This window comes from Bartonella taylorii (assembly GCF_023920105.1).
GTDB lineage: Bacteria > Pseudomonadota > Alphaproteobacteria > Rhizobiales > Rhizobiaceae > Bartonella > Bartonella taylorii.
The window spans coordinates 350,924-364,061 of record NZ_CP083693.1 but is presented as its reverse complement, the minus strand read 5'-3'; the positions used below and the strand labels follow the sequence as shown (position 1 = coordinate 364,061).

Sequence of the window (13,138 nt, the reverse complement as noted above, 5' to 3'; positions counted from 1 at the left end):
CATTTTCATAACATTTAGATACTGCATTTGTTCCTTTTATCCGATAGATTTTATCTTACCACGCAGATTTTTCTCTGAAATTTTTTTAAGTCTTTTTACACTTCTTTTACCACATATAAACTAGTAAAAACCTATTACCCTTCTGACTTGACCATTGTGTATTCATCTGTCATTTCTGTCCATCATGTAACTTCATATAATGTAAAATGCTTAACTCATGAACAGTCTTTCTTGTCCAGCCATTGCTTTTCCATCTTTTCTCGACCCCGTAATTATCCACTTAGGTCCTGTAGCTCTTCATTGGTACGGATTTGGGTACGTGGTGGGCATTCTTTTTGCTTGGTGGTATGCACAAAAACTGTTAAAAAAGCAATCCCTATGGCATGCAAATCAGCCTCCCATGGACAACCAGACGATTGGAGATTTTGTTGTCTGGTCTGCCATCAGTGTCGTTGTTGGTGGCCGCTTAGGACAAGTGCTTGTATGGGATCCCATTTATTATTTTAGCCATCCAAACGCCATTATCGCAGTATGGGATGGAGGAATGTCGTTTCATGGTGGGCTTGTTGCCATCATCATTGCAATGATCTGGTTTGCTCGTAAAAACAATATCAGCATACAAGCAATGTTTGATATAATTGCGGCAGGTGCTCCTATTGGTATTGGCATTGTACGAATATGCAACTTCATTAACCAAGAACTATGGGGTAATATTACCACATACCCTTGGGCTGTTTGCTTTCCCTTAGATCCTTACTATTTACCACGCCATCCAAGCCAACTTTATGAAGCGTTTATGGAAGGATTTCTTCTCTTCATCATCTTATTTATTCTTATTTTTGCTTTCAAAGCATTAAAACGCCCTGGTGCCGTATCAGGAACATTCATCATAGGCTATGCAATAGCACGCAGTATTTCAGAGGTTTACCGTGCACCTCAAGAAGATCCAGAATGGTTTTCTACCCTTTTCCATTCTATGGGGTTTACCTATGGCATGGCTTTATCTCTTCCCATGCTTGTTTTGGGATTTTATCTCCTTTTCCGAGCCTTCAAACACAAATCTACAGAAAATGGCTACTCTCAAAGAAAAAATTAAGGAAATTATCGCGCTTAATGGGCCAATCACTGTCAGTCAATATATGACATTAGCACTCACAGACCCCCAGTTTGGCTACTATCAAACACAAACACCCTTTGGGAGAGCTGGTGATTTCATTACAGCACCTGAAATAAGCCAGTTATTTGGAGAGATGATTGGCATTTGGACTCTTGCAAACTGGAAAGCTCAAGGTTGTCCCAATCCTTTCATCCTCGCCGAAATAGGTCCAGGACGTGGAACTTTGATGGATGATATTTTGCGCACCATTCAAAAATTATCCACCACAGCATTTAATGCTGCTGAAATTTTTCTTATTGAAATAAGTAAACAGCTTGCAAAAGAACAAAAGAAACGTCTTTTACCTTATAAAAAACAAATCTACAATATTGAAAGTTTTGATCAAATCCCTTCAAAACCTCTCTTCTTAATTGCCAATGAGTTCTTCGATACACTCCCCATCAACCAATATATTAAAGTCAAAGGAGAATGGAAAGAACGTCGCATTACAATCAATCAAGATGGAAACTTCATATTTATTGCTGCTCCACGAAAACTTCCTTCTTCTTGCTTACAATCCTACTGTTCTGAAATACCTGATGGAACAATTTTTGAACATGCACCCTCACGGCATCAATTAATGCAACAAATCAGTAACCATTTGATACAAATGAAAGGTTCTGCTTTACTTGTTGATTATGGAGCTTCTGATCTTGCATTTGGTGATACGCTGCAAGCAATCTCAAAACATAAATTTCGTGATATTTTTGATGCTCCCGGTGAACATGATTTAACATCACATGTTGGTTTTTTCTTTTTAAAAAAAGTCGCCCTTGAACAAGGCTGCTTTGCTGAAATTCTACAACAAGGAGATTTCCTTTTAAAAATGGGACTGCTGGAACGCGCAGCACAGCTTGGAGTCGGCAAAAGTGTTACAGTGCAAAACAAAATTCACCAAGATATCGAACGATTAGCCGGCCCAGATCAAATGGGTAAATTGTTTAAAGTCTTATATGTGAGTAATAAAAACATACCATTGCCACCTAGATTGTGACTACCAGCAATAATACGCCCAGTAATAATACGCATTGACAAATATAAACATCTCACACACCATTCTCACTTGAAAAATAACCATCCACATAAGGAACTTTTATGAATCCTGTGCTTCATCCCATCCTTGCAAAAGATCTTTCTGCTTTACACCCGTATGGGATAAGGCATGGTTTTTTTACGCGTCAAGGTGGGGTTTCTAAAAGCCTTTATCAAAGCCTTAATGTTGGACAAAGTTCAAATGATCACCCTAAAAATATTGCACAAAACCGCATTTTAATCGCTGATTATTTTGATGTTGAAGTACAAAGTTTAATCACTGTCAATCAAATACATTCTTGTGAAATTGTAGTGGTTAATCAAGCTTTTGTTGATGAGCCTCCTAAAGCTGATGCTCTTGTTACAACCATGCCAGAACTCATAATCGGCATTCTCACAGCAGATTGTGGACCAGTTCTGTTTGCTGATCCCAAAGCAGGCGTCATCGCTGCAGCACATGCTGGCTGGCGAGGAAGCTTAAATGGAATTATAGAAAAAACAATTTCTGTTATGGAAGAACAAGGAGCCAAAAGACAATCAATAACAGCAGTCCTTGGACCTTGTATTGGTCCTTGCCACTACGAAGTAACAAGCGAGTTTTACAAGCAATTTATTGATTGCCAGAATAAGTTCCAAAAATATTTTTTAAAAACAGATAAAGTAAATCACTTTCACTTCAACCTATGGGCATTCATTATGAATCAACTAAAAGAAGCAGGAGTTCATGCTTCTTGTGTGGAGCTTTGCACCTACCAAGATGAACAGCACTTTTTCTCCTATCGTCGTGCAACACACCGCAACGAACCTGATTATGGACGGCAAATTTCTGCTATTATGCTGAAATAATAAAATCTTTTTGCAAAAGAGAAGACCAAAACTGCAAAATAAAATTTCTACTTAAATAAAACAATAAGACCTCTTACACTATGCTTTTTTTAATAATTCATTAACGTACAAAATGTGAATGTTTTGGCTATTATTATTTTCAATATTGGATTTGTGATGATTAAGTTTAAGAGAAATTCTTTTAACAGCGGCTTCCCTTAGTCCATTTCACACATAAGACACCGCTCATATTGAAGCTACTCTTTTATAAAGAAAGTAAAAAAAGCTTAATCAATATGTATCTTTTTCTCCATGAATAGAAAACTTTGCTCTAAAAATAACAAAAATCTTGGAAAAAGAAAAAACAAAATGCATCCCTCTTTAATAATGATAGATAAAATTGTAATGCTTTCGTAATTGTTTCCTTGCAATCTGGTGACAAGAAGTTAAAAGGCGTTGTCGCACTCTACTGTGATTATTCAGAGGTTCTACCATGAAACTTTTCTGCGGAAATTCTAATCCACGTTTAGCTGAAGATGTTACAAGTTATTTAAACATCCCCTTAGGTAAAGCAACTGTGAAGCGCTTTGCTGATCAAGAAATTTTCGTAGAATTACATGAAAATGTCCGCGGACAAGATGTGTTTGTTTTGCAATCCACCTCCTATCCTGCAAACGATCATTTGATGGAATTGCTCATCATGATTGATGCTCTTCGCCGTTCTTCAGCGCGTCGTATCACAGCTGTTATACCCTATTTTGGTTACGCTCGCCAAGACCGTAAACCTGGACCAAGGACCCCCATTTCAGCAAAACTTGTTGCCAATCTGATTACTGAAGCAGGAGCCCATCGTGTTTTAACATTGGATCTTCATGCAGGACAAATTCAAGGTTTTTTTGATATTCCAACGGATAATCTCTATGCAGTTCCTGTTATTTCTCGCGATGTCAAGATCCATTACCCCCTTGAAAATGTGATTGTTGTTTCACCTGATGTCGGTGGAGTGGTACGCGCGCGCTCACTTGCCAAGCGCTTAAACAGTTTGCTAGCTATTGTTGATAAACGTCGTGAACGTGCTGGTGAATCAGAGGTTATGAATATCATTGGAGATGTATCTGGAAAAGATTGTCTTTTGCTCGATGATATTGTTGATTCAGGTGGAACGCTATGCAATGCAGCAAGTGCTCTCCTTAAACACGGTGCCAATAGCGTCACCGCTTACATCACACACGGTGTTCTTTCTGGGAATGCTATAGAACGCATTATCAATTCAGAAATGAAAGAATTGGTTATTACAGATTCAATTATGCCAACACAAGTAATTGAAAAGGCACATAATATTCGTGTTCTGCCAATTGCCGACCTAATTGGAGAAGCAATTGCAAGAACAGCAGCTGAACAATCTGTTTCAAGCTTATTTGGTTAAACTGGTGCCTTGGGATCTCCTAGTGCTGTTTCTACACCAAGCTCAGGGAAAGCTATAATACGTTGACCACTCAAATGCGTATGAATGACAATAAGTCCACGCTCTTCAAAGTAGGTTAAAAGTCGACGTGCACGACTTAAAGAATGGGTTCCATAAAGACGTGCCAAAAATGCATCTGATGGGCATGGTTGTCCGCTCAAAGCGGCTTGTGCTACATTCAAAAAAACACCTTGGACATCGTCTTCCAAACTTTCCGATAGATCTAAAACGCGTTTCCAGCTTTCACTAATAGCGATTTTTTCGTCAACACAAGCCTGAGCAATAGCTAATTTACGCCGAAATTGCGAAAGGTTTAAAAAATCTCCTGAGTGACCATGAATACGGCAACGAACCAAAAAATCTTGATAAAGCACCGCGGTTGAACGATAAGAAGCCTCGGGATCATCAAGAATTTCCCGAATAACACGTTCTGCTTGGTTATCACGATCAACAATAGACAGTTCAGGAAATAAGCTTGGTTCTTCTTCTAATAACTCTTGTTTTTTATGCACAGCCTCTTCTAACATCTCATGAATTGATTTTTCTTTTACCAACTCTCGTGATTGTTTAAATGGAATTAAAATTTCCTCCGGTGAAGCAGTAAAAACAAGCTCTTTTACATCAACCCGCTCTGTTGGAAGCGGCATTAATTTTGGGCTAGAAGAACGTGCTAATGTTTCAACAGGACCAATAATAATTGGTAAGGAACGCCTTGATAAAGCGGGGCCTAAAGCTATAAAATGACCGCGCTCAAGGTCTCTGAACATTTCCGCTTGGCGACGCTCCATTCCCAAAAGATCAGCAGCACGCACCATATCAATATCTAAAAAAGTCCGCCCTATTAAAAAATTTGAGGCTTCAGCAGCTACGTTTTTGGCAAGTTTAGCCAAACGCTGTGTAGCAATGACACCCGCAAGACCACGTTTGCGCCCTCGACACATAAGATTAGTCATAGCACTCAGTGAAATTTTACGCGCTTCATCAGAAACTTCTCCTGCCGCAGCTGGAGCAAATAATTGTGCTTCATCAACAACAACGAGCATGGGATACCAATAATCACGTTCCACATCAAACAATGCACCAAGAAAAGCCCCCACAGCGCGCATCTGTTGTTCAGTATCCAAACCTTCAAGATTGAACACCACCGAAACCCGATGTTGACGAATGCGTTGAGCAATACGTGTCAATTCTAGTTCACTGCATTGAGCCTCAACAATAACATGACCAAATTTATCTGCTAAAGTGACAAAATCACCCTCTGGATCAATCACACAATGTTGTACCCATGAAGCGCTTTGTTCAAGAAGGCGGCGAAGAAGATGTGATTTTCCTGAACCGGAATTGCCTTGCACAAGAAGACGCGTCGCCAATAATTCTTCCAAATCAACAAAAGCCGGTACAGATTTACACAAAGCACGACATTCTGCCATCTCACCCAAGGCAATCTCAACCTTCATAACATCTCCAGTATTTGATTTTGAATGTATCAGCTAGTAAGTTATTTATTCTCCATCTAAACTATGCTTGTAACATTTCCTCTCTCTAAACGATAGAAATCATCGATTTTTCCCACAACTCTTGCATCTGTGAATAGTTTGAATTATAGAAAAACTTCTGCGTAGACACCCTTGGAGGCAACGCAGAATGGAGCAATCGCTGCTTGGCAGTGCATATCTTCATATTCATGCAAAAACTGTTGTTGGTTTTTGATGGATCTCCAATCATGTAAAAGGACTTAAATCATGAGCAAAAGCTACACTCTTAAGGCCGAGATACGCGAGCGGGTTGGTAAGGGGTCCTCCCGTGAACTTCGCCGCAACGGTCTCATTCCTGCTGTCATTTATGGTGAAAAACAGCCTCCTTTGGCAATCGCAGTTCCCTATAAAGAAATTTTCCACAAAATTCACGCCGGTGGTTTTCGTACCACTGTTGCAACTATTGCAATTGGCAAACAAAAAGTTACGGTTTTACCAAAAGATTACCAATTGGACCCCGTGCGTGACTTTCCCTTACATGTAGATTTCCTGCGTATTTCAGCAAAATCTGTTGTGGAAGTGAATATTCCTGTACACTTCCTCAATGAAGACACAGCTCCTGGACTTAAAAAAGGAGGCGTCCTCAATATTGTTCGACACGAAATTGAATGTATCGCTCCAGCAAATGCTATCCCTGAAGCAATTGAGATTGATCTCTCCAGCTACTCTATTGGTGATTCTATCCATATTTCAGCAGTGCAACTGCCAAAAGATGTTACTCCAGTCATCCAAGACCGAGACTTTACTATTGCAACCATCGCAGCTCCTGCTGGCATGGATGTCAGTGATGAACCTTCCGAACAAGAAAATGACGAGAACAACAAAGAAACTTGATAAATTTTGGCAGGCGGGAAAATTCCCGCCTTAACTTTTTAGACATTTATTAACCGCTCACACTTTACTGAAGGTGCACATGTGGCTTATTGCTGGCCTTGGCAATCCTGGTTCACAATACAAAAATAACCGCCATAATATCGGGTTTATGGCTGTTGATGCTATTTACCAATCTTTTTCTTTTTCTCCATGGTCAAAAAAATTTCAAGCCGAAATTGCCAACGGTCTCATAAATGGTGAAAAAACTTTTCTTATAAAACCTCACACGTTCATGAATCTTTCTGGCCAAGCTATTGGTGAAGCCTTACGATTTTATAAATTAGATTTGAAAAATTTGATCATCATTTGCGATGAGCTAGATTTACCGCCGGGAAAAGTACGTGTAAAAATCGGTGGAGGAAATAATGGACATAATGGTATAAAGTCTATTGATGCCCATTGCGGTAATGATTACTGCCGTGTACGATTAGGGATCGGGCATCCTGGAACCAAAGAACTTGTTCATCAGCATGTTTTAGGAAATTTTACAAAATCTGACCAAGAATGGCTCCCTCCTCTTTTAGAGGCAATCGCAAAAAGCATTGCTTCTCTCATAAAAGGTGACAAGGTCCTCTTTATGAACGAAATTTCACAAGCAATGAAAAACAAAGATCTTCACAATAACAACCCATTTCGCTAGGGCATAAAACATAATCAATACTACTTAGTACAATTCTTGCCCATAGCACTTTTTTGAGAGAGCTCATTGAGCAGAAAGCCCAAAATGATCGAATAACACTAAATAAGCTTATCCTCCTTGGAATTAAAAAATTTCACTTGAATTTGGATTGATTGTTGACTGTAATGGATCGTAAACATTTGATTGTTGACTTAAAACACGAGATCTACTCTCACCATTTTGCAACACCACTACACGCGAACCATTGGGAACACGATCATAAAGATCAATAATATCTTGATTGAGCAAACGTATACACCCGCTTGAAATAGCATGGCCAATTGACCACGACTCGTGTGAACCGTGAATGCGGAAAAGTGTATCTTGTCCATTTTTGAAAAGATAAAGTGCTCGTGCCCCCAATGGATTATCAGGACCCGGTGGCATTCCTTTCCCCAAATGACCATAACGTTCTGGTTCTCGAGCCATCATTGCCGCTGTAGGAGCCCAATTTGGCCATCGGCGTTTGCGCTGCACAACCCCCTCACCTTCAAACGCCAACCCTTCTTTACCAACCCCGATACCGTAACGCAAAGCTTGCCCATTTTCACCAATAAGGTAAAGAAAACGCTCCTGCGTATCTATAACCAATGTACCAGGTGGATAAGACGTATAATAAATTACTTTTTGACGCCAAAATTTTGGCTCAATTGTCGAAAGATCAACAGCAGGCAATAAATAAGGCTCATTTGTTACAGGGCCGTACAAAGCCTGCATCTCTGCTGGGATGTATCGAACTTGTTGAGAAGAAACAAACGACATATCCGACTGACGCGTAGCACATCCAACCAAAGCCAAAGGTACTGCAATTAAAAAGGCACGACGAGATAACACTCTTATATTTTCTCCAATTAATTTTTTATGTAGGTTTGCATACTATGAAAAACTTAGCACATTGTTAACGTTAATTCTGAATTCTCTTACTGATATAAGATAGGGAGTATTTAGAATATGGCAAAAAAAGCAGATTAGCTTATCGCCATAGACTTTTTTTATCTACAGCAACAGGAGGCTATGACTTTTCTCAAAATATGCTATAGAAATTTTTAAAAAGTTTTATCTTGACCATAAAATCAATAGAAAAGAAGACATTCATGGGTTTTAAATGTGGTATTGTGGGATTACCTAATGTTGGTAAATCAACCCTTTTTAATGCATTAACAAAAACAGCAACAGCACAAGCTGCCAATTATCCTTTTTGTACAATCGAGCCCAACACGGGCGAAGTCGCAGTTCCAGATTTGCGAATGGAAAAAATTGCCTCTATCGCTGGTTCAAAAGAAATCATTCCTACACGCATCAGTTTCGTTGATATTGCCGGACTTGTACGTGGCGCTTCAAAAGGTGAAGGTTTAGGCAATAAATTTTTAGCCAATATTCGCGAAGTCGATGCCATTATCCACGTTTTACGCTGTTTTCAAGATGAAGATATTACCCATGTAGAAGGACGTATTGATCCCGTTTCTGATGCCACAACTGTTGAAACGGAACTCATGCTCGCGGATCTTGAAAGTCTTGAGCGGAGGATCGTACAAATCCGTAAACGTGCAACCGGAAAAGATAAGGAAGCTCTAACGATTCTTCCCGTTATGGAAACAGCATTAAACTTGCTGCAGAAAGGAAGTCCTGTCCGGTTATTACTTAAAGATATCTCTTCCGATGAACGCCGCATCCTTGAAAGTTTAAATCTTTTAACTTCCAAACCTGTACTTTATGTGTGCAATGTAAGTGAAAATGACGCCGCTCATGGAAATAGCTTTACCCAAACGGTTGAGAAAATAGCAACAGAGCAAAACGCTCAAAGCATTATCATTTCAGCTTCCATCGAAGCTGAAATTACTCAACTTAATGATGCAGAAGCCTCAGAGTATCTTAATGCCCTAGAACTCCTCGAACCGAGTCTAAATCGCCTCATTCGTGCTGGCTATCATTTGCTTAACCTCATTACTTATTTCACCTGTGGTCCTAAAGAAACACGAGCTTGGACAATTACGCGTGGCACGAAAGCACCCCAAGCAGCTGGCGTAATTCACTCAGATTTTGAACGTGGCTTTATTCGTGCTCAAACCATCAGCTACGATGATTATATTTCTCTAGGTGGAGAAAATGGCGCAAAAGAAGCAGGCAAAGCCCGCGATGAAGGCAAAGAATACGTTGTGCAAGACGGCGATATTATATTATTTAAACATAACACCTAATACCAACTTCGTCTTAATATTTTACATTTATTAAGCAAACAATAAAGCGTTTTTTAATGGAGAATGCCCCTCACGAAGAATGGCGCGTTATTATATTATTCATTTACGCAGAAATATCTCTCGTTGCCCTTAGCCCTATTTCACAGTGCCACCTGTGACAGGTATAAGCTGGCATCATTATTTTCTTTGCAAACTCCAAATGATGCCAACTATTATTGCATTGAGATAATTCATGTGAGGCATTTCTATTCCTTTCTTAAACGGTTTTTATCTACACGTTATTTCCTCTTGTGAAATACAAGAGAATAATTTTTCTGATTCATCAAAAGAAAGGACGAAATGAGAGAATATCCCTGTCTTCAAGATTATCACTCAAGGTGCATAACAATGAATTGTCTTTATAAATAAGTTATCCAATATAAAGAACATCTTGTTTTATAAAGCTTTTTAAAGATGAGAGATAGAATTTTCAAACGCTCTTATAAATCTATTAAGAATCCTGTTTGAGGTATTTTTTAGCTGCACGAAACATCCAGAATGGTTTTTCTAAAAAAATTAAAATCTTTAAAGAACTACAACCGCTTCTTACATAAAATTCTTGTAAAATCTTCAAAAAGGCCCTACGCAAAAAAGTTGCTATCATACATAAAATGGTAGCAACTTTTTTATCCATAGAAAATGGAAACGCAAAATTATCGTGCCCAATGACCTTCATATTTAAATGTAGGAGCTTCCTTTAAAGAATCTTTTGTTGCATTCGTAATAAGTTTCCACTTGCCATAATCATTTGTCATCTGAATTGTTTCTGGAGAAACGACCACATAACTCTCCCCTATACCAAGGAAACCACCAACTGCAATAACAAATCCCGCAATGTTATTTTCACGCAGAATAATATCTTTTACTTCACCAATATTTTCATCTTCTACATTGTATACATTTGCACCAATAAGGCTTGAAGCAACAAAATCAGTTGCTAAAGGTGTAACATAACGCACAGACATATCGGAACCCACCTGTACCATACCCGTCGAAGAAATCATCTCAGGTTTAGAAGGTACTGCGAAAGACTGGGCATAAGTACTAGAAGCCATCAAAACTGACAGAAGAGTAGTGTAGGCAATTTTTTTCATTTTAACATCTCCGTTTTTACTTTGCTTTTACTTGACAAAGTCTCAATGCATCATAACCGGATTTGTTCCCTATATTCTTTCAAGACCAGCCTCCGAGCCTTTTTCCTTCTCAGTCTTTTATTTTCTTTTCAAGCTCCTCCTCTAAACCCTGCCAAATACGGCCTTTTAAAATATAAACAAGCACTCCAAAAATGATAAGAAATAAAATAACACGAAAACCAATTTTTTTACGAATCTCCATGTGGGGATCAGCAGCCCACATCAAAAAAGCAGAAACATCACGCGCATAATGTTCAACTGTTTCGGGAGTTCCATCCTCATAGGAAACAACACCATCCCTCAGAGGAGGTGCCATAGTTAAAGAATTGCTTGCAATAAAATAAGGATTATACCAATAACCATCAGCAATTTCTGTTTTCTCTGGTGCCTTCTGATATCCTGTTAAAAGAGCCGTAATATAATCTGGACCAGCAGTATTATAATGAGTCAATACATCAGTAATCAAAGCAGGAAATGGCAAAGATATGGCACGTGCACGTGCCATCAGTGATAAATCGGGAGGATAAGCGCCATTATGAATAAACCTTGCTTCTTCTTCATTAGTAAAGGGAGAAGGAAAAGTGTCTGTTGCAGCATCTGCGCGTTTAAAAAATTTCCCTTCTTGATTAGGACCATCGCTCACTTCATATTGCCCCGCAAAAGCCTTAATCTGTTCCTGATCATAGCCAAGCGCCTTTAAATCGCGAAAAGCCACATATTTTAGCCCATGGCAACTAGAACAAACCTGTTTATAAATTTTTAACCCACGCCGCAATTGCGCTTTATCATAAACCCCGAATGGCCCTGAAAAGCTCCATTCCTGTTTTTTAGGAGAGCGCAAAGGAAAAGAAATAAACTCCTCCTTTGTATCAGAGATATTACCAGCAACACTGTGAAAAGAAAAGCTCATCACTGTTATAAAAATCAATCCAATAAAAACATTTACCATAGTATATTTTTTTTCTGTTTCATATCTTCAGTAATTGAAGAAGGAAAAGAACCTCTCTTTTCAAAAGAAGGGAGAATCGGTAAAATAATCAAAAAGAATATAAAATAATACGCCGTAGCCAATTGCGTCCATAAAAGAGTGCTGTCACTGATTTCTTGTGAACCAAGCCAACCAAGAAAAATAACATCGACAATTAACGCCCAAAAGAAAATTTTATAAACAGGTCGATACCTTGCGGAACATATTTTAGAGCGATCTAACCATGGAACAAAAATTAAAACGAAAACCGAACCAGCTAAGAGAACAACACCCACAAAAGTTGATGAAAGAGCACCAATATTAAACGTTATAGCACGCAGCATCGAATAAAAAGGCAAAAAATACCACTCCGGCACCACACGAAGAGGTGCCTTTAAAGGATCAGCAACGCTATAATTTTCAGCCTGTCCCATATAATCAGGCATATAAAACAAAAACCAAGCAAAAAAGATCAAAAAAACAGTAATAGCAAAAATATCCTTGATAAGCGCATAGGGCGCAAAAGGAATAGTTTCCTTATCTGATTGTATTGCAAGGCCGGTTGGATTACCCTGCCCAACTTGGTGGAGCGCAAAAATATGCAGCCCCACAAGAAAAAGCAAAACAAATGACAATAAATAATGAAAAACATAAAAACGGTTCAAGGTTGGTTGTCCTACGCTATAACCACCAAGAAATGTTTCATGCAACCACATCCCCACTAAAGGAATAGCTTTTAAAAGGCCTGCAACTACTGAAGCTGCTGAAACAGACATCATCCCCCAAACCAGCACATAACCAAAAAATGCTATTGCCATCATGATGATATAAATGCAAATGCCCGTGATCCAAACCATTTCTCGCATATTTTTATAAGAACCATAATAAAGGCTACGTGCTAAATGGATATAAACAGCAATAAAAAAAAACGAAGATCCTACACAATGCCATGGACGAAAAAGCCAACCAAACTGCCCTTCACGCCTAAAACGTTCACCAGTTTCAAAAGCTAAATGAATATCTGGCACATAATGCAATGCTAATACAATACCGGTTAAAAGCTGTGATAAAAGCATAACGGTCAAAATACCGCCAAATGTATAAAAATAATTAAGATTACGTGGAACAGGAAAAATGATAAATACATTATAAAAAAGTCGAGGAAGAGGTAAGCGCTTATCAAACCAACGGGCAAGAGCACTTTTAGGAAAATAAGAAGGAAATTTTGTCATCACT

Annotated in this window: 12 protein-coding genes; 7 read left to right on the top strand and 5 right to left on the bottom strand. The window is 38.8% G+C overall.

What is annotated here, in order from left to right; genetic code table 11:
* Positions 1-217 precede the first annotated feature (217 nt).
* The 4 genes from lgt to LBE40_RS01455 all read left to right on the top strand — a co-directional run bounded on the left by lgt (position 218) and on the right by LBE40_RS01455 (position 4,439).
* Positions 218-1,096, top strand: coding sequence for a prolipoprotein diacylglyceryl transferase (lgt, locus tag LBE40_RS01470; protein ID WP_004859606.1), 879 nt, complete (start codon positions 218-220; stop codon positions 1,094-1,096).
* Positions 1,071-2,150: a class I SAM-dependent methyltransferase gene (locus LBE40_RS01465; RefSeq protein WP_004859607.1), complete on the top strand. Its 1,080-nt coding sequence runs from the start codon at positions 1,071-1,073 to the stop codon at positions 2,148-2,150. The genes lgt and LBE40_RS01465 overlap by 26 nt, the downstream gene beginning before the upstream one ends.
* A 101-nt stretch (positions 2,151-2,251) precedes the next feature.
* Complete coding sequence (gene pgeF, locus LBE40_RS01460; RefSeq protein WP_004859609.1) at positions 2,252-3,034, top strand: peptidoglycan editing factor PgeF; 783 nt, start codon at positions 2,252-2,254, stop codon at positions 3,032-3,034.
* 472 nt (positions 3,035-3,506) lie between these two features.
* Positions 3,507-4,439: a ribose-phosphate pyrophosphokinase gene (locus LBE40_RS01455; protein ID WP_004859611.1), complete on the top strand. Its 933-nt coding sequence runs from the start codon at positions 3,507-3,509 to the stop codon at positions 4,437-4,439.
* On the opposite strand, the gene LBE40_RS01450 is transcribed toward LBE40_RS01455, so the two are convergent.
* Positions 4,436-5,935, bottom strand: a complete 1,500-nt coding sequence (locus LBE40_RS01450; protein WP_004859612.1) for a helicase HerA domain-containing protein — start codon at positions 5,933-5,935, stop codon at positions 4,436-4,438. The genes LBE40_RS01455 and LBE40_RS01450 overlap by 4 nt on opposite strands.
* 285 nt (positions 5,936-6,220) lie before the next feature.
* Between LBE40_RS01450 and LBE40_RS01445 the strand changes: the two genes are divergently transcribed.
* Together LBE40_RS01445 and pth are read left to right on the top strand one after the other, a co-directional pair.
* Positions 6,221-6,847, top strand: a complete 627-nt coding sequence (locus tag LBE40_RS01445; protein WP_004859614.1) for a 50S ribosomal protein L25/general stress protein Ctc — start codon at positions 6,221-6,223, stop codon at positions 6,845-6,847.
* 79 nt (positions 6,848-6,926) lie between these two features.
* Entirely contained in the window at positions 6,927-7,526 is a 600-nt protein-coding gene (pth, locus tag LBE40_RS01440) for an aminoacyl-tRNA hydrolase (protein ID WP_004859616.1), read from the top strand.
* Positions 7,527-7,649: 123 nt separating this feature from the next.
* On the opposite strand, the gene LBE40_RS01435 is transcribed toward pth, so the two are convergent.
* Positions 7,650-8,399, bottom strand: a complete 750-nt coding sequence (locus LBE40_RS01435) for a L,D-transpeptidase (RefSeq protein ID WP_004859618.1) — start codon at positions 8,397-8,399, stop codon at positions 7,650-7,652.
* Positions 8,400-8,659: 260 nt separating this feature from the next.
* Here LBE40_RS01435 and ychF point away from each other — a divergent pair, with 260 nt between their 5' ends.
* The gene (ychF, locus tag LBE40_RS01430) at positions 8,660-9,763 is read left to right on the top strand and encodes a redox-regulated ATPase YchF (protein ID WP_004859620.1); all 1,104 of its coding nucleotides are present in this window, start codon (positions 8,660-8,662) and stop codon (positions 9,761-9,763) included.
* A gap of 692 nt (positions 9,764-10,455) precedes the next feature.
* Here ychF and LBE40_RS01425 read toward each other — a convergent pair.
* The 3 genes from LBE40_RS01425 to LBE40_RS01415 all read right to left on the bottom strand — a co-directional run bounded on the left by LBE40_RS01425 (position 10,456) and on the right by LBE40_RS01415 (position 13,134).
* Positions 10,456-10,896 carry a PRC-barrel domain-containing protein gene (locus tag LBE40_RS01425; protein WP_004859622.1) on the bottom strand — a complete coding sequence of 147 codons (441 nt, stop codon included), beginning with the start codon at positions 10,894-10,896 and terminating at the stop codon, positions 10,456-10,458.
* Positions 10,897-11,005: 109 nt separating this feature from the next.
* Entirely contained in the window at positions 11,006-11,884 is an 879-nt protein-coding gene (locus tag LBE40_RS01420) for a cytochrome c1 (protein WP_004859624.1), read from the bottom strand.
* Positions 11,878-13,134, bottom strand: coding sequence for a cytochrome b (locus tag LBE40_RS01415; protein WP_004859626.1), 1,257 nt, complete (start codon positions 13,132-13,134; stop codon positions 11,878-11,880). The genes LBE40_RS01420 and LBE40_RS01415 overlap by 7 nt, the downstream gene beginning before the upstream one ends.
* Positions 13,135-13,138: the final 4 nt, after the last annotated feature.